Raw genomic sequence first — 17,821 nt, forward strand, 5'->3', positions numbered from 1 at the left:
TGCGTCACGCGGTGAGAGTCACCCAGTCGTCGGCTTCGGCCTTCGCAGGGCTGCCGGCGACGAGCCCGACTGAGCGGCTCGCGGCGTCCATGCGGACGCTGACCAGCGTCGCCGGTCGTTCCCACCGCGGCTTCTGCAGGTCGGGAAGCAGGCTGACGGGAGCCTCGGTAGGCGAGGTGCACAGCAGTGCGGCGAGCTCGTCAGCAGAACCTGTCGCCGACATCCCGCCGATCCGCTCCTGCAGCAGCGCGAGGCGCTCGTGCGAGCGTGTGACGGCCGACAGCTCTCGCGCACCGGCCTGCAGCTCGTCCGCGACGAAGTGATTCGTATGAGCGGCGACCCCGGTGACCGGCAGCTCGACGCTTCCGTGCGGACCGATCTCCACCATGCACACGCCGTCGGGCGCCACGACCGTGATCGTCGAGGAGGCCGAGGTCGCTGCCGACCGGATGATCTCCCGCGCCTCGTCGAGACTCGTCGCCCGATTGAGGACCGCTGCCAGGACCGCGTGCACCGGCACGCCGCCCGACCGGTCACCGTCATTCGCCAGGATGTTGAGCATGACGCCCACTCCGGCCGCATTCATGCCGATCTTCCCCAGCATCCCGGCTTCGGCGAATCCGACGTGCCCCAGAGTGCCCTCGCCCGCCTCCACGTGGTGGATGTGCCAGAGATGGGCGAGCGCGACCTGCCAGTCCCACGTCTGCGCGCCGACACCGGAGCCCGTCTGCGACAGACCGGCGAGCGTCGAGCACTCGGCCTCTGCAGCACCTGCCGCCGCGAGCACCTCCGTGCGGGCGACCACGAGGCCCAGTTCCTGCGGCGTCACCTGAGCCGCCTCCGCCACGGCGAGGACCTCCGCGTGCTGGAGCGCGTCCCAGTCGTGCAGCGCCTCGAGGCTCGCCGCCGCGGATGACGCCTGCATCTGCCGCGGGATTCCCCGCGCGTCGAAGAACGCCGTGTAGCCGTCCACCGCCGCGCGGATGAGTGAGCGCAGCTCTTCACCGCGCCTGCGGCCGCGCTCCTGCGCCGTCGCCTGCAGCAGACTGAGCGAGACAGGTCGGATCAGGTCCGGTGATGTGGAGTCGGCGTCTGCTCCGCCGGCGGCACCGAGGCCACCGGCGGCGCCGAGTCCGGCTCCGGCCGATGACGTGGACGCCGACTCGCCCGGCACGGCACTCACCGTCCCGACTCTCCGCCGTCCAGCGACGGGACGGGCATGTCCAGGTAGTGCATGTGTGCGGCGGTCTCCATGAGGGCCGCGTAGAGCTGGAAGCCGGTGAGCCCCTCGAACCCGCGCGCCCATTCCATCCCCTGGCACATCGAGTAGACCGACTGGTCATCCGTGGCCGCCGCGCGTTCCCGCAGTTCGGCCAGACGCTGGTCGTGGTGGGCCACCAGCTGGTCCGCGCGGATGTGCAGGCCGTCGAAGCGGTATCCGTGAGCAGGTGCGACGGCCACGTCCTCCGGAAGTCCGCGCATGCGCTCGAGGGATCCGAGGTAATCGCCCAGGCTGTGTCCGATCGAGGTGATGTCGAGGCCGATGTTCGGCGAGATGCTCGGCAGCACGTGGTCCCCGGAGAAGAACGTCTGGTTCTCCTCGTCGTGGAGTGCGATGTGCCCGAACGTGTGCCCCGGCGTCCACAGGACGCGGATCCGGCGACCGGGGATCGGCAGGAGCTCCTTGTCCTCGACCCGCAGGAGGTTCTGAGGCCAGTCGAAGGCGAATACCGTCCGGTCCGAGCTCGCGGAGCGGGCCTTCCCCGCGAACGACGAAGCCAGCTCTTCGATCCGCTCGGCCGGCAGGCCCAGGTTCGCGCCGAGCGCCATGGCGGATTCCGGCGTCGTGCGCGATGACCGGCTGCGGAACGACTCGACCGACTCGATGTCGTGGGAGTGCAGCGCGAGCCACGCCCCGGGCTGGAGGCTCAGCAGAGCGGGGACCAGGCCCAGGTGGTCGCGGTGGTAGTGGGTCACGACGATCCCGACGATGTCCGCCGGCGTGTATCCCGCGCCGGACAGACCCTCGAGAAGTGCCTGGAGCCGCGCATCGCCGTCCCACCCCGGGTCCACGACGGCGACCCCGTCGTCGGCCTCGAGGAGGTAGCTGTACGTGTACCGGAGAGGGTTGTCCGGGATGGGGACGGGAACCGCCCATGTGCCTTCCGCGATCCGCTCGGTGGCGGGCAGCACCCGGTCCTTCCACGCCTGTGCCTGAGCGGTGCTCAGTGGACGCAGATCGGTCTGCGTTGTCATCCGAACCCCTTTCGTGCAGTGGTCTCTGTCACAGCACAGTATCGGATGACTGATCGGTCAATCAGCACCGTCTCACTCAGAGGATCAGTCTGCGACGCCCCTGCTGTCCCGCGCGCTGCGCGGAGGAACGGCGGAATCGGGCTCGTCCTCGCCGGCGCCGTCCTCATCCAGCGCCTCGTCCGCGTCCAGGTCCTCGTCCTGATCCTCGTCCTGATCCTCGTCCGAGTCGCCGGCCTTCGCCGGGCTCGAGAGGGTCATGCCCGGCGGCAGGCGATCGGGCTTCGGGGGCACTGAGAACTTCGCGGCCCACTCATCCTCCGTCGGTTCCTCGGTCACCACCGTGACGTCTGCGAGCTCGTCCGTGGCAGCGTCTTCCGCTGTCGCGTCCTCCACGGCTGTAACGTCCTCTGACAGTGGGGCTTCCTCCGCTGCTGGAGCTTCCTCCGCAGGTTCTTCCGCGAATTCGTTCGTGGATTCCTCTGTGGAGCGCTCGGTGGACCCCTCTGTGGAGCCCTCCGCAGAGCGATGCCTTCGCGTCCCGATGCGGTCGTCCTCGACAGCAGACCGACTGGGGAGGATGTCGGCGCCCTCTGCGACCTCGGCGATGGAGACGTCTCCTGCGGCACCGTCGTCGTCCGGAGCAGCGCCGGCCGGACTGCCGAACATGTCTTCGCTTGCCGAGCCCTCGCTGTCCGAGCCCTCGCTGTCCGAGCCCTCGACCGCCGGCCCCGCATCCACCGACCGTCCGCCCACCGACAGTTCAGCCTGGTGGCTGTCGCCCAGAGTCGCGGCGAGCGCGGCCAGCGGAACGATGAGCCAGGCGGGCCGGTCCCTCAACTCCGAGACGGCCTCGACCAGCAGCCGATCGATGAGTGCCGCCCGCAGCAGCGGGTCCGTGACGGACTTCGTCTCGCCGAGCGCATGCCCGTAACCGGACAGGAATGAGTTCGCGGTCTGCCGGCACCAGAGGTGCTCGGGCGCCGCGAGGTAGTCGTCGCGGAGCTCTGTGTCCTCCAGCCCCTGTATCGCCAGCGCACGGATCCGCGGCTCTCCCTCGGCCAGGGACCCCGTTCGCTGCAGCCACGCGTACCCCGCGGCGTAGTCGATGCTCCGGAGCATGGCGACGAGATCGATCTCCACGGGCCGGGGCTCGTCGGGGGTCACCGCGAAGCTGATGACGCGGGGGCCCTCCGCCGTTCCGACCGTGATGTGGTCGAGTGTCAGCTCGCCGTGGATCCGCTGGAGCGGACCGAGGCTGTCGATGTCGTCGAGCGAATCAGCGTGCTCGCGCAGTCGCTGCTCCATGGAGCCCAGAGCGCCGGGTGCACGGCTGATCGCCCAGTCGATGCGCTCGCGCCACTTGCGGATGAGGCGACGCGTGGGTTCGCCCTCGCTCCGCACACGGCCGAATTCCGTCCCGAGGTCGACGTGCAGACCGCCAACAACGGTTCCCAGCGTCGACGCCTGTCGGTTGAACGAGCCCACGGATCCGGAGTCCACCTGCAGCGCCGTCTCCACCGCCGCGCGCCACGCACGGCGGGAAGCAGGCAGCGCGTGCGACAGGAGTGCGAACGGAGCCGCGATCGTCGTGAGATCCGTGTCGTCGAACCAGCGCGTCTGCGACCACCCGACGGCAGGGTGCACAGACGCCGATTCCCCCGCGGTGAGTGCCAGGGGGTACCGCACGGCGGGAGGGTTCACGGCACCGATCTCCCGCAGGATCGTGAGGGCGAAGACGCCGGCCGGGCCGTCGATCTCGACGCGCGACTCACTGCCCAGGCCATCGGTCCGACGGAAGCGGTGTTCACTCGCCCGCTCCAGCAGGGAAGCGTCCGGCTCCGGTGCTGACCCGCGGGCCTGCTCAGGGTCGGCGTCCGGGAGCTCATCGCCCGCACGGAACGTCTGGAGCTGCTCATCGGCGGTCGCGTGTCCGTCGACGATGGCGTCCGCGAGTGCCAGCACGAAGACCGGGTCCGCTGCGCCGTCGTAGACGTAGCTCTTCCCCAGCAGCAGATCATCGACGACACCCACCAGGTGCGACCGCAGCGAGTAGTCCTCGACCGTCCGGATGGAGAGCGGGACGCACAGCCGCGTGTGACGGCGCGGGCCGCGCACCGTGAGCACCACGAGCAGGCACTGCACCGTGCCCGCATCGTCATCGGAGACCTCGGCGATCCTCGCGACTGACAGGGGCGTGATGTCGGGCTCCTCGCCCACGCTCCCGCCCAATGCCGGCATCCATCGCTGGCGCGGGAGCCAGCGGGCGAGCAGACGCTCCAGATCGCTGCTGATGGCCATGCGTGGTCCCCTCCGCTGCTCGACCGATACTCACCGTGCGACTTCTCTCCGTGCGACGGCGCGCGTTCATAGACTCTAGCCAAAGACAGGACCACGGTGTGGGACGGACTGGCCACCTGAGCGCATGGATTTCTCCGATGACGCACAATTGAGGGGTGCTGATCCATGAGAACGCCCGCCGAGCCCTGCCCACCGCCGATGATGTCGAAGCTGCGTCCGCTCGCATCGCCGATGAGGTCATCACCACTCCCCTCTATGTCTCCGACCGCCTGTCCTCTGCGACGGGCGCCACGGTCTACCTCAAACGGGAGGACCTCCAGGCGGTGCGGTCCTACAAGATCCGCGGAGCCTTCAACTTCCTCCTGCAGCTCACCGCGGCTGAGCGCAAGCGCGGGGTCGTCTGCGCGTCCGCGGGCAACCACGCCCAGGGCTTCGCCCGCGCCTGTTCGGCGCTGGGGGTGAACGGCACGATCTTCGTCCCGAAGACGACACCGCGCCAGAAGATCGAGCGCATCCGGCACTTCGGCGGTCGGCACGTGGACGTGATGATCGAGGGATCGACGTACGATGACGCCTCGGACCTCGCCAAGCGCCACGCCCAGGTGACCGACGCACTCGTCGTCTCCGCGTTCGACGACCCCCTCACGATCGCCGGGCAGGGGACCATCGCGCAGGAGATCCACACGCAGATGGAGCACGACCCGGACGTCATCGTGGTGCCGGTGGGCGGCGGCGGCCTGCTCGCCGGGATGGTCGCCTACGCGGCGGTGCGCATGCCTGATACGACGATCGTCGGCGTCGAACCGGAGGGCGCCGCGTCGATGATGGCCGCGATGGCAGCCGGGCGCCCCGTCACCCTCAGCAACATCGACTCGTTCGCGGACGGCGCGGCGGTGCGGAGAGCGGGCGACTTCACCTATGAGCTGCTCGCTCAGCACGACATCCCGCTGTTCACTGTGCCGGAGGGCCGCGCGGCAACGGAGATGCTGGACCTCTACCAGGTGGAGGGGATCATCACCGAGCCCGCCGGAGCGCTCGCGTCCGCGGCCGTGGGCCCCACGGGGTCCGGTGCGCCGGTCACCGTGGCTCCCGGGACCTCGGTCGTGTGCCTCGTCAGCGGTGGCAACAACGACATCTCCCGCTACTCGGAGATCATCGAGCGGTCCCTCGTCCACGAGGGGATCAAGCACTACTTCATCGTGAACTTCCCGCAGGAGCCCGGCGCTCTGCGCCGCTTCCTCAACGACGTCCTGGGGCCCGACGACGACATCGCGATGTTCGAGTACGTGAAGCGCTCCGACCGTGAGACCGGCCCGGCCTTCGTCGGCATCACGCTGGGAGAGCCGTCCGACCTGGGCCGGCTGCTGGAGCGGATGGACGAATCGCCGCTGCAGATCGAGCGCGTCAGCCAGGACTCCCCGCTCTTCCGCATGTTCGTCTGAGCCGCCGTAGAGTGGTCGCATGCGTGCTATCACCCTCACCGAACACGGCGGTCCCGACGTCCTCACGGTCTCGGAGATCCCCTCGCCCACCGCACGGCCCGGGAGCGTCGTCGTCGACGTCCACACGGCCGGCCTCAACCGTGCCGACCTCCTGCAGCGCCAGGGCCACTACAACCCGCCGGCCGGAGCGAACACGGAGCACGAGGTCCCCGGCCTCGAGGTGTCGGGCACCATCTCCTCGATCGGCGACGGTGTGACCGACTGGGCGGTGGGCGACCGCGTCGCCGCGCTGCTCGCGGAAGGCGGATACGCGGAGCAGGTCGAGGTCCCCGCCGGCCAGCTGCTGGCCGTCCCGGACGGGTTCTCCCTCGCCGAGGCCGCGGCACTGCCCGAGGTCCTGTGCACCGTCCACTCGAACGTCTTCACCGCCGCCGGGCTGGCGCCCGGCGAGTGGCTGCTGGTCCACGGCGGCGGATCCGGCATCGGCACGGCCGCCATCCAGATGGCGAAGTCCCACGGTGCGAAGGTCGCCGTGACGGTCGGCAGCGACCGCAAGGGCGACTTCTGCCGCGACCTGGGAGCGGACGCCGTCATCAACTACAAGGAGGAGGACTTCGTCGAGCGCATCCGGGAGATCACCGGCGACGGTGACACCCCCGGCGACGGCGCTGACGTGATCCTCGACGTCGTGGGAGCGAAGTACCTCGACCGCAACATCAAGGCGCTGGCAGTCGACGGACGCCTCACCATCATCGGGCTGCAGGGCGGCGTCAAGGCGGAGGCGAACCTCGGACGGATGCTGCCCCGTCGCCTCACAGTCATGGCGACGACCCTGCGCGCGCGTCCCGAAGCGCAGAAGGCGCGCATCGTCGCCGCTGTCGCGCAGACGTTCTGGCAGGAGGCGATGAACGGCGGGATCAAGCCGATCGTCGATTCCGAGTTCCCCCTGGCGGACGCGGCGCAGGCACACGCGCGCATGGAGGCCGGCGAGAACATCGGCAAGATCCTGCTGTCCGTCGCCGCCGACGGCTGAGGCCACGCCGGTGGGACTCCTGTCCGCGTTCCGCAGGGACCGCCGCAGCCCGCAGGAGAAGCGGTTCGGCACTGGGCTGTGGCGCCAGCACCGGGAGCGCTTCTCCCGGGCCGTCGACAGGTTCTTCGAGACGGCGAGTGCGCTGCATGAGGAGCACGGTGCGTCCGATGCGGCGGCCCAGATCGATGAGCTCGCGCAGCTGACCCTCGTGCTCAATGAGCTGGACGAGAGGGTCGCAGTCCTCGCCGAGGCCGCACAGCGCGCCGTGCCGCTGGAGGGGCTGGTCTTCCCGGCAGAGGGGCGCACACGGCTGGGCGACGTGCCGGAGCGGCTGTCGCGGGCCTCGGCGCTGGTCGCGCAGGCACTGCAGTCGGCGATGATGCTGCGCGCACGGCTCACGACGGGTCCGCATGGTCCTCACGGACAGTCGGCGAGGTCCGCCGAGTACGCGGACGCCGCCCGCACCTACGTGGAGCGGGCGGCGGGGCTGATCGCGGAGGCGGAAGCGGGCCTCCCGCCGGACCTCAGGCGGTAGAGGCCTCCAGGCGGTCGAGCTCAGGCGGCTGGGGTCCCGAGTGGAGACCTCAGGCGGTGGCGGCGGCTTCCAGTCCGAGTCGCTCGATGAGTGCGGTTGCGAGGCCGTCGTCGTCGACCGGATCCGTCACCACACTGGCGAGGGCCTTGAGCTCGTCCCCCGCCTGGCCCATGACGATGCCGTAGTCGACCCACTCGATCATCTCGATGTCGTTGCTGCCGTCGCCCGCACCGATCGTGTCCTCACGAGAGATGTCGAGCAGCTCGCTGACGATCTCCAGGCCGTGGGCCTTCGAGACGCCGTCCGGAGCGATGTCCAGCCAGTTGCTCCAGCCCACGGAGTAGGTGACGCCGTGGAGGCCCACCCGCTCCACCGCCTGGCGGAAGTCATCGGACGCGCCGTTGGGGTCGCGCATGACGATGCGGGTCGCGCGACGCTCCTTGAGCTCGTCGAACGGGACGATCGTGAAGTCCTCCATGTCCGCGAGCTCGCCGGAGGGGAACTCCGCCGACGCGTAGCGGTCGAGGTTCTCGTCCTCCACCATGTAGAGCGCCGTCGGCATGACGTCGACCATGCGCTCGAGCGCAGGGCGAGGGTCGAAGGTCTCCACGTGCTGGACGACCCACCCCTTCTCAGAACCCTGATCGAGCCGCACGACCACCGCGCCGTTCGAGGCGACGACGTAGCCGTCGGTGAGGCCCAGACGGTTGGCCGTCTCCAGCGCGCCTCCGACGGAGCGGCCGGTGGACACGACCACGTGGTGGCCGGCCTCGACGACCGCTTCCAGAGTGGTGCGCACCACCTCGGACATCCGGTTGTCGTAGTCGACGATCGTGCCGTCGACGTCGAGTGCCACGAGCTGCGGGCGGGTGACGGTCATGCTCACCGGTGATCTCTCCTGTCATCGGGGGCGTGCCACCGAGTCGTGGCGCGCGGGTGTTACGAGTAGATGGGCCCGTTCGGGCCGTAGGCGGTCATGCCGCCCATGTAGGGGCGCAGCGCCTCGGGGATCCGGACGGATCCGTCCGCCTGCTGGTGGTTCTCCAGCAGCGCGACGAGCCACCGCGTGTTCGCGACGGTGCCGTTGAGCGTGGCGACCGGACGTGTCCCGGACTCCACGCGCTCACGGACCTTGAGGCGACGGGCCTGGAAGTTCGTGCAGTTCGACGTCGAAGTGAGCTCGCGGTACGTCCCCTGCGTGGGGATCCACGCCTCCGTGTCGAACTTCCGCGCAGCGGAGTCGCCCAGGTCGCCGGCCGCGATGTCGACGATCCGGTAGGCGAGCTCGCACTTCGCGAGCATCTCCTCCTCCACGGCGAGCATGCGGGCGTGCTCGGCCTCGGCATCCTCGGTCCGGACGTAGGAGAACATCTCGACCTTCTGGAACTGGTGGACGCGGAGGATCCCGCGGGTGTCCTTGCCGTAGCTGCCGGCCTCGCGGCGGTAGCAGGGCGACCAGCCGGCGTACCGCTTGGGCCCGTCGGACAGGTCGAGGATCTCGTCCATGTGGTAGCCGGCCAGCGGCACCTCGGACGTGCCCACGAGGTAGAGGTCGTCTGCCTCCAGGCGGTAGATCTCGTCCGCATGCTCCCCGAGGAAGCCCGTTCCGGCCATGACTTCGGGCTTCACGAGCGTCGGGGTGATGGTCGGGACGAAGCCGTGGGCCTCGACCGTGTCGAGCGCCATGGTGAGCATCGCCAGCTCGAGGCGGGCGCCGAAGCCGGTGAGGTAGTAGAAGCGCGCGCCGGACACCTTGGCGCCGCGCTGCGTGTCGATCGCGCGCAGGGACTCGCCCAGCTCCACGTGGTCCTTGGGCTCGAAGCCGTCCGCCGTGAAATCGCGCGGAGTGCCCTCCCTGCGGATCTCCACCGAATCGTCCTCGCCGCCGGACGGGACCCCGTCGATGATGAGGTTGGGCAGGCGGCGCAGCAGGGCGTCGAAGCCGAACTCCGCGTCATCCGCGTCGGCCTGCAGCGCTTTGACCCTGGCGGACAGCTCCTGCGCGTCAGCCACGAGCGCGGCCTTCTCCTCGCCCTTCGCCTGGGCGACCTTCTTGCCGAAGCTCTTCTGCTCCGCGCGTGCCGCTTCGAAGGCAGTGAGTGCGGAACGGCGCGCGGCGTCCGCGGACAGCACGTCGTCGACCAGTGATTCGTCCGCGCCGCGGGCTCTCTGCGAGGCCTTGAAGACGTCCGGTTCGTCGCGCAGTCGCTGAAGGTCGATCATGCCCTCAAGCCTAGCCGACGACCTCCGCCCGGCGAGCCTCCAGGGAGTGGGCCACGAGCCGAGGCGAGCGGCCTGCGGGCTGAGGCGAGAGGTCCTTCGGCTGAGGAGTCGCCGCGAACCGCGCGGCCGCCGCCGTTTCCCCTGCGATGCCGCTGTACCGTGCTTGCATGACCTTCGAGATCCACATCGCACTGCTGATCGCGCTCGCCGCGGTCATCCTCGTCGTCGGCCTCCTCATCGGCCGAGCGCTGGTCCTCCGGAACCAGCGGGCCGCCGCGGCGCACGCGCCCGAGGCGACCGGCACCTCGGGCGCGGGGGTCACCGACCCGTCCGAGGACGGGACCGTCCACGAGCCGGAGCCGGAGCCGGAGCCCGTCCGCAGGGACCGCGCCGCACTGGTCATCAACCCCACGAAGGCGGGCGCCGACGAGGTGCGCCGGCTGCTGCTGCGGATCAGCCGAGAAGAGGACTGGGACGACCCGCTCGTCCTGGAGACCACGGAGGACGACCCCGGCGAGGGCCCCGCGCGCGAGGCGGTCGAGCAGGGCGTCACCGTCGTGATCGCCGCGGGCGGCGACGGAACGGTGCGCGCCGTGGCGGGCGTCCTCACGGGAACCGAAGTCGCGCTGGGCATCGTGCCGCTGGGGACCGGCAACCTCCTGGCGCGGAACCTCGACATCGTCCTCGACAGGCACGAGTGGGCGCTGCGCACCGCCCTGACCGGACGGTCCGCGCTCATCGACACGGGGAAGATCCGCATCGATCCGGAGGGGGATGCGCACACGTTCCTCGTCATGGCCGGCATCGGGTTCGACGCAGAGGTCATGGGCAGCGTGAACGAGGACCTCAAGGACAAGATGGGGTGGCTCGCGTACGTGGAGGCGGGCTCGCGGAGCCTGTTGGGCCACCGCGTCGACGTGACGATCTCCTCCGACGACGGCGAGGAGCGTGAGGCGAAGATCCGCTCCGTGGTCGCCGGCAACTGCGGGCGTCTGCAGGGCGGCCTGTGGCTCTTCCCCGACGCCGTGATCGACGACGGGCTCATCGACCTCCTCATCGTGTCGCCGCGCAATCTGGCGGAGTGGGTGGGGGTCGCGGCCTCGATCATGGGCAAGCGGGTGCGCCGCGGACTGCACACGGCGACCCTGCAGGCGGAGACCTTCACCATCCGCTCGAAGGAGCGCGTCGAAGTGCAGGTCGACGGGGACGCGCATGGGACGACGGACTACCTCGAGCTGACCGTCGACCCCGCGTCGCTGTACGTGCAGCGCCCGACTGCGGAGATCAAGCGGAGCATCCGCCGTGAGGCCTTCGGGCTGGGCACGTCGGGCGGCCCCTACCTGACGATCTGAGGTGGGGGCGGGAGTTGGGGTGGTGCTCCCGCCCCCTCACCTGCCGAGACGTCATTTCTGCACGCGATCCGCGCTGAATCTGTGCTCGAATGCCGGGTGGACGTGCCCGAATGACCGATGAACCGCGCCAGCATGTGCCCCGCGTCACGCGGAGACGGGTTCCGCACACTCCGCGCGCCGACTCCTTCCAAGGTTCGCTCAGCGTTCACACAAGAGACGACTTCCGGTCGTTCCCGGTCTCGAGACTCTAACTGCACATCATTCGCGTCCGCCTGCGGTGATCCTCCCTTCCCCTCACCTGTCCGCGGACGCCATCTCTGCAGCTGAAGGGCCCCGCCATGAAGAAGACGTCAATCCGCACCCGCACACTCGCCCCCGCCGTGGTCCTCGCGGTGGGTGCGCTGGTAGCCACCCCCGCGATCGCGACCACCACGACAGACGCGGAGCAGACGCCCGACACGGCAGCCACTCCTGCCCCTGCCGCTGAGGCTGAGCAGTCCACGGACACCAAGACGCAGGAAGCCGAGACACAGGAAGCTGCGGAGGCCTCCCCGGCCGAGTCATCGGAGACCGCCGACGAGGGCGGCGCGGCGACTCAGGAGCCGGAGACGACGGCGACTGAGGAAACGACTCAGGGGCCTGCAGAGACCGAGGAAGCCGCGGTGGCGCCCGCGGTGACCTTCCCGAACCAGCCGTCCGGCGAGGTCGACCGCGACTCGGGCGAGTCGATCAGCATCAAGGTCGCCTACGAAGGAGTGCAGTCCCTCGACCCGATCACGGTGTACGTGAACGGGGAGAAGGTCGAGCACGGTGAGGGCTACGAAGCCATCCAGCAGACTGATTACTTCAACGGCGGGTTCTGGCTGCGCCTGGACGGCGCCTTCATGGATGCTGCGGGCTCCGCTTCAGACACGGTGGAAGTCCGTGTGGGCGAGGCACGCGGCACCATCCAGGTGAACGAGATCACTGAGGATCCGGCGGACATCTCGCCGTCCGTGGAGATGGACTTCCCGCTGCAGGCTGCCGACGTCAGCCGCGACGGCATCGAGGTGCGCGTCAAGACCGCTCCGAACGCAGAGGTCGACGTCTCCCGGGTCAACGTCCTGTTCGATGCGGGATACACCCTCCATCCCGAAGGCGACTGGGACGGCACCGCCGACGAGAACGGCGACTACACCTTCACAATCTCCCCCGACACGGAGATCACCAGCGGCTTCAACCCCGACCGCAACACGACCGTCGGCCAGCTGCGCGAGGGCGACTCCGTCACCGTCCAGATCAGCAGCAACGGCAAGAACACGTCGTTCACCACCGCTGTTGAGGGGGAGCACCCGGCGGACATCTCGCCGTCCGTGAGGATGGACTACCCGCTCCAGGCGCAGACCGTCGCCGACGAGGGCATCGAGGTGCGTGTGAAGACCGCGCCCAACGCAGAGGTCGACGTCGCCAAGATCAGCGTCATGTTCACCGGCGGCTACACCCTCTCCCCTTCGGGCGACTGGGATGGCACCGCCGACGAGAACGGCGACTACACCTTCACGATCTCGCCGGACACGGAGATCAACACCACCTTCCGCCCCGAAGAGCGCAACACCACGGTGGGCGAGCTGACGGACGGTGACCGCGTCGTCGTCCAGGTCCGCAGCAACGGCAAGAACACCTCCTTCGCCACGACGATCGAGGGCGAGGCCGAGCAGCCCGCGGAGCCGACGGTCGAGTTCCCGGACCACCCCGACAACGCAGCCGAACGCACCATCGGTGACGACTTCTCCGCCACCGTCGCCTACACCGGCGCAACCGAAGGCGACGAAGTCCGCGTCATCGTCAACGGCAACACCCAGACACACGGCGAAGGCAACTACGAAGCCCCCGCCACCGTCACCGAAACAGACGGCGAGTTCCAGATCAGCCTGCCCGCCGAATTCCTCGACGAAGTCCACTCCGGCACCGCAGACGACCAGGACGTCCTCCAAGTCCGCGTCGGCGATACCCGCAACCACATCCGCATCACCGAGGTGGCGACGGATCCGACAGAGGACCCCACGGACAACCCGACCGAGGACCCGACCGACGACCCCACCGACGATCCCACGGATGACCCGACCGAGGACCCGACCGACGATCCGACGGACGACCCCACGGACGATCCGAGCGACGATCCGACGGATGACCCGACAGACGATCCCTCGGATGATGGTGACGATGAGCAGTCCGCACCGGCCCTGACGATCGAGCCGGACCGCATCAGCATGTCCGACTTCGTCGACCCGGAGCGTGGCGTCACGCTCACGGTCACCGGCCTGGAGCCGGGTGACGACGTCGAGTTCGACGTCGATCCCGCCTCCGGCCAGAACGTCGATCCGGCGACTCTGCCGGCGGTCGCGACGGAGGACGGCGTCGCCTCGACGATCGTCTACGGCGTCAGCTCAGCCGACGCATCCTCCTACATCGGCGACTTCGATGTCACCGTCGACGGGATCGACGACGCGGCCGCTCAGGCCGGGTCGGAGACCGCGACACAGGCTGCGGCTGCCGCAGCCGAGGACGTCGCCGGATCCTTCACCGTGCTCTCCGATGAGGACGCCGACGATGACCAGGACGACGATCAGGACGGCGGCCGCGACGACGACAGCGGTGACAACGATCGCGACGATGACGACCGTGACGGCGAAGCCGGTGAGGACGACGACTCCGACAACGGCTCAGACTCCGATGACGGATCCGACCGCGATGGTGGCAAGGAACTCCCCCGCACGGGTGGGGAGTTCGGCGGACTGGCTGCGGGCGGCGCGCTGCTCGCGGTCGGCGCTGCGGCCGTCATCGTGACGCGTCGCCGCATGCACAAGGGCTGATCTCGCAGCCGGGCCTCCGCCGAGGTCCGCGCGGCTGATCGTGTGAGGGGCTGCATCACCTGCGGGTGGTGCCGCCCCTCGCCGCTGCGCCTGAAGGATCGTGCGTCCGGAAAAGAACTTGTGACCAGAACTGATCACAAGTTCCGCGCACCTGATCATTCCCCTAACGTGTCTGAACGTACGCACAATCTTTCGCTCTCAGCCGTCTCGAAAGGCCTCTTCGTGAAGAAGCTCCTCCTCGCCCCCGCAGTAGCCGTCGCGATCACCGGATTCGGTGTCGCCCCGGCACTTGCGGCACCCGCTGGCAACTTCGCCGCGACCGCCACCGCTGAGGCAACCGCCGCCCAGCCCGACCCGGCACCGACATCGGACCCCAACGTCCTTGTGCAGCCCGAGGTCACCTCAGCCGATCTGCAGTCGACCGGCGTCGCCGTCATCGTTCAGAATGCGAAGCCCGGTTCGTTCGCCACGGATAGCCTCACAGGGGACAACACCGAGTTCGGCAAGGTGGACGAGGACGGCATCGCGTCCTGGGTCATCACCTCCACCTCCGCAGTCGAGCAGGGACCGGTCGACTTCACTGTCACTTACACGAACGCCGACGGCGAGGAGACGACCGTCTCCGCATCCTTCGAGGTCGTCGAGTCCTACTCCGGCGAGACCGAGGAGCCCACGGAGGAGCCGACCGAGACGGCCGACCCCACGGAGGATCCGACAGCCGACCCCACCGAGACGGCTGAGCCGACAGCCACCTCCGAGCCCACGGAGACTGCGGAGCCCACCGCCACCCCGACGGATGACGACGACGCGGACGTGGAGTACGCACTCGACGTCGACCCGCAGGAGATCAGCCCCGCTGACTTCGTCAAGCAGGACAAGGGCGTCACGCTCACCGCGACCGGCCTCGAGGCCGGCGAAGAGGTCGAGTTCGCCGTCAGCGCGGCAGGCAGCAACGTCGAGTCGCTCACCGAAACCGCTACGGCGGACGAGAACGGCGTCGCCGTGTGGAGCGTCTACGGCATCGACGACTCGAACCCCAGCGCCTACCTGGGCGACTACAGCGTCACCGTCACCAACGAGGCCGGCGAGACGATCGACGGCTCGTTCACGGTCACCGACTCCGCTGACAACGGCGAAGGCGGCGAGGACGACAACGGCGACGACCGTGATGACGAGGGCGGCTCCGACCTCCCCCGCACCGGTATGGAGCTGGGCGGCCTCGCAGCCGGCGCAGCCCTCCTGACGGTCGGCGCAGCCACCGTCGTGCTCAGCCGCCGTCGCTCGACGAAGGCCTGATCGCCGAGCGCTCCAGCGCTCAGCCCGGCTCTTCCGCCGGCGACAGAGGCCCCCACACGAATCGTGTGGGGGCCTCGGCTCATTCAGGACGCATTCGTTGCATAAGGTGGACTCATGACCTTCGACGCGGACACGCTCACCACAGAACTCGACCTTCGCACGCTGGGCGAGCGGTTCTACCTCAAGACGCTCGACCAGATCTCTCCCAAGGGGATGGTCGAACCGTCGCTGCTGCCCAACTGGACCCGCACGCATGTCGCGATGCACGTCGTCCACAACGCCGAGGGGTTCATGCGCCTCCTCCAGTGGGCGCGCACAGGCGTCGAGACCCCCATGTACCCCTCGCGTGCGGAACGGGACCAGGAGATCGAGGACTCGGTCGCCCACACCGGTGGCGAGGACGCCATCGCGATCGCGCACGAGGTCGTCGACGAGCTGGACGAGGCCATCGCGGCGATGGGCGAGAGCGACTGGAAGGCCCGCATCGTCTCCGGCCGTGGCGACGACATCATCGCCGCGGAGATCCCCTGGCTGCGGACCCGCGAGGTCTTCGTCCACGCGCTGGATCTGGGCATCGGTGCGACCGCACTCGATTTCCCCGCATCGATCGTCGATCGCCTATACGAGGACATCGCGCCGATCTGGGAGAAGAAGGGCGTGAGCGCCCACTACCGCCTGGAGCTCTCCGACCGGGACGAGGAGCGGATCATCCGCGCGGGTGACAGCACGGACGAGCCGATCGTCGTGGCGGGTGAATCCGCCGAGGTCCTGTCCTACCTCATGGGCCGCGGCTGGCCCCGCTCCACCGCCGATGACCGGCGCAAGGGTGTGCGCGGCGGAACCGCGAAGGACCTTCCGACCCCTCCGGCCTGGCTCTGAGCGACTGCTGAGCCTGGGCCGCCTACTGAGCCCTGGCCGGCTGCTGAGCCTGGGCTGGTCGCTGCGCCTCCTGTGCCGGCGGCTAAGCTCTGGCCGACCCGCGTCCGTGCGGGCGGTACACGACCAGTGCGGAACCGGGGGTGCGACGGCGCGGACGTTCGCCTCGGAGGATCGAGAAGACGTCCCCGCTGGTCCCTGCCGCGAACACGCGTGACGACGGATCCTGCTCCGTCTCCAGCCGCGTGACCTGATCCTCCAGATCCCGCGTCCGGGCCCGCACGCTCCTCAGCTCGTCCTGCAGGTCGAGGATCTTGCGGATGCCGGCGAGGTTGATCCCCTCCTCCTGACTCAGCCGCTGGATGAGCTGCAGGCGGGAGATGTCCTCAGCCGAATATCGCCGGCCGCGCCCCACTGTGCGCTCAGGAGTGACGAGCCCCAAGCGGTCGTACTGTCGCAGGGTCTGCGGGTGCATGTCCGCGAGCTCCGCGGCGACGGAGATCACATAGACGGCTGCGTTGGCGGGAATGCGCATCGTCCATCACGCCTTCCGTGCCCTGTCGTCGAGGCCCTCGCGCGGATCGATGCCTGCAGTGGCCTCACGGTAGGCGGCGACCGCATCCTGCGCCTCCTGGGGCAGGTCCTTCGGCACCGCGATCTCGACGGTGACGAGCAGATCGCCCGTGGCCTTCTTCGCCTCCACGCCCTTGCCGCGCACGCGCAGCACGCGGCCTGACGGAGTGCCCGCAGGGATCTTCACGCGCACGGGCTGACCGCCGAGCGTCGGCACGGAGACCTCCGCGCCCAGAGCGGCTTCCGCGAAGCTCACCGGGAGCTCCATCCGCAGGTTGTCGCCGTCGCGGGTGAAGACGGGGTGCGGCTTCACGTTCACCGTGAGGATGAGGTCACCGTCCTCGCCACCGTTCGGGCTGGACTTGCCCTTGCCCTTCAGCCGGACCTTCTGCCCGTCCTTGACGCCCACGGGCGTGCGGACGGTCAGCGGCTTGCCGCCGGGCATCGTGAGCTTGACCGATGCACCGTTCACCGCCTCGGTGAAGGAGAGGTTCGTCGACGCCTTGTAGTCGCCGCCCTTCGTGGGGCCGGTGGAGAACCCACCGCCGTAGGGCGATCCGCCGTACGGGGAACCGCCGCCACCGAAGCCACCGCCGAACCCGCCCAGCAGGTCCGACAGGTCGGGCGGCACGTCGCCGCCCGTGCGGTAGCGCGCACCGCCGCCGGGTCCGCCGCCGGTGTTGAAGAGCCCGGAGAAGACGTCCTCGAAGCCGCCTCCGCCGCCGGCACCGCCGGATCCCGCGCTGAACCGCGCCCCGCGGCCCATCTGCCGGACCTGGTCGTACTGCTCCCGGGTCTCCGGGTCCGCCAGCACCTGCTGCGCCTGGCCGACCTCCTTGAACTTCTCCTCGGCCTTCGCGTCCCCGGGGTTCTGGTCCGGGTGGTACTTCCGCGCGAGCTTCCGATACGCCTTCTTGATCTCAGCGTCCGTGGCGTCCGCGGAGACGCCGAGGGTCTTGTAGAAATCCTTCTCGAACCAGTCGTTCTGGGGTCCTGTATTCACCTGGCACCTCCTTTCGTCTGCTGGGCGGCCACCGCACCCGTCCCCACGATCGCGGGGACGGGACGGTCACCGTCCGGATGAA

The 17,821-nt window shown here is 69.3% G+C and carries 14 protein-coding genes; 7 read left to right on the forward strand and 7 right to left on the reverse strand.

The genetic code is table 11. The annotated features are described in order from the left end of the window. Positions 1-4 precede the first annotated feature (4 nt). The 3 genes from BSP109_RS01085 to BSP109_RS17205 form a co-directional block, all read right to left on the reverse strand. A complete protein-coding gene (locus tag BSP109_RS01085) occupies positions 5-1,183 on the reverse strand; it encodes a C45 family peptidase (RefSeq protein WP_101599097.1) in 1,179 nt (392 codons plus the stop codon). Then, the gene (locus BSP109_RS01090; RefSeq protein ID WP_101599098.1) at positions 1,180-2,256 is read right to left on the reverse strand and encodes an MBL fold metallo-hydrolase; all 1,077 of its coding nucleotides are present in this window, start codon (positions 2,254-2,256) and stop codon (positions 1,180-1,182) included. Before BSP109_RS01090 ends, BSP109_RS01085 begins: the two co-directional genes overlap by 4 nt. Before the next feature lie 84 nt (positions 2,257-2,340). Next, positions 2,341-4,554 (reverse strand): hypothetical protein, encoded by a 2,214-nt coding sequence (locus tag BSP109_RS17205; RefSeq protein WP_180959580.1) that lies wholly within the window; start codon positions 4,552-4,554, stop codon positions 2,341-2,343. 158 nt (positions 4,555-4,712) lie between these two features. Between BSP109_RS17205 and ilvA the strand changes: the two genes are divergently transcribed. From ilvA to BSP109_RS01110, 3 genes are read left to right on the forward strand one after another with little or no spacing between them, the layout of a single operon-like run. Continuing rightward, the gene (gene ilvA, locus BSP109_RS01100; RefSeq protein ID WP_101599151.1) at positions 4,713-5,996 is read left to right on the forward strand and encodes a threonine ammonia-lyase IlvA; all 1,284 of its coding nucleotides are present in this window, start codon (positions 4,713-4,715) and stop codon (positions 5,994-5,996) included. A 19-nt stretch (positions 5,997-6,015) separates the two neighbouring features. After that, a complete protein-coding gene (locus BSP109_RS01105) occupies positions 6,016-7,029 on the forward strand; it encodes an NAD(P)H-quinone oxidoreductase (protein WP_101599099.1) in 1,014 nt (337 codons plus the stop codon). A 10-nt stretch (positions 7,030-7,039) separates the two neighbouring features. Then, positions 7,040-7,564: a hypothetical protein gene (locus tag BSP109_RS01110; protein WP_087002909.1), complete on the forward strand. Its 525-nt coding sequence runs from the start codon at positions 7,040-7,042 to the stop codon at positions 7,562-7,564. 49 nt (positions 7,565-7,613) lie between these two features. Here BSP109_RS01110 and BSP109_RS01115 read toward each other — a convergent pair whose 3' ends face one another. Beyond that, on the reverse strand, positions 7,614-8,444 hold the full coding sequence (locus tag BSP109_RS01115) for an HAD family hydrolase (protein WP_179207025.1): 831 nt from the start codon (positions 8,442-8,444) through the stop codon (positions 7,614-7,616). A 59-nt stretch (positions 8,445-8,503) separates the two neighbouring features. Next, positions 8,504-9,787 carry a serine--tRNA ligase gene (gene serS, locus BSP109_RS01120; protein ID WP_087002915.1) on the reverse strand — a complete coding sequence of 428 codons (1,284 nt, stop codon included), beginning with the start codon at positions 9,785-9,787 and terminating at the stop codon, positions 8,504-8,506. Between the two features lie 167 nt (positions 9,788-9,954). On the opposite strand from serS, the gene BSP109_RS01125 reads away from it, so the two are divergent. The 4 genes from BSP109_RS01125 (at position 9,955) to BSP109_RS01140 (ending at position 16,166) form a co-directional block, all read left to right on the forward strand. Then, entirely contained in the window at positions 9,955-11,139 is a 1,185-nt protein-coding gene (locus tag BSP109_RS01125) for a diacylglycerol kinase family protein (RefSeq protein ID WP_087002918.1), read from the forward strand. 338 nt (positions 11,140-11,477) lie between these two features. Beyond that, positions 11,478-13,991, forward strand: a complete 2,514-nt coding sequence (locus tag BSP109_RS17435) for a PT domain-containing protein (protein WP_101599100.1) — start codon at positions 11,478-11,480, stop codon at positions 13,989-13,991. Positions 13,992-14,213: 222 nt separating this feature from the next. Beyond that, a complete protein-coding gene (locus BSP109_RS01135) occupies positions 14,214-15,287 on the forward strand; it encodes a hypothetical protein (protein ID WP_101599101.1) in 1,074 nt (357 codons plus the stop codon). Positions 15,288-15,401: 114 nt separating this feature from the next. Next, a complete protein-coding gene (locus BSP109_RS01140) occupies positions 15,402-16,166 on the forward strand; it encodes a maleylpyruvate isomerase N-terminal domain-containing protein (protein WP_087002928.1) in 765 nt (254 codons plus the stop codon). An 82-nt stretch (positions 16,167-16,248) separates the two neighbouring features. Here the strand turns inward: BSP109_RS01140 and BSP109_RS01145 are convergent, their stop codons facing one another. Both BSP109_RS01145 and BSP109_RS01150 read right to left on the reverse strand, forming a co-directional pair. Beyond that, positions 16,249-16,698, reverse strand: a complete 450-nt coding sequence (locus BSP109_RS01145) for a heat shock protein transcriptional repressor HspR (protein ID WP_087002931.1) — start codon at positions 16,696-16,698, stop codon at positions 16,249-16,251. A gap of 6 nt (positions 16,699-16,704) precedes the next feature. Then, positions 16,705-17,739, reverse strand: a complete 1,035-nt coding sequence (locus BSP109_RS01150; RefSeq protein ID WP_087002934.1) for a DnaJ C-terminal domain-containing protein — start codon at positions 17,737-17,739, stop codon at positions 16,705-16,707. Between the last annotated feature and the right edge of the window lie 82 nt (positions 17,740-17,821).

The sequence above is a fragment of the Brevibacterium sp. Mu109 genome (assembly GCF_900169375.1).
Lineage (GTDB): Bacteria > Actinomycetota > Actinomycetes > Actinomycetales > Brevibacteriaceae > Brevibacterium > Brevibacterium yomogidense_A.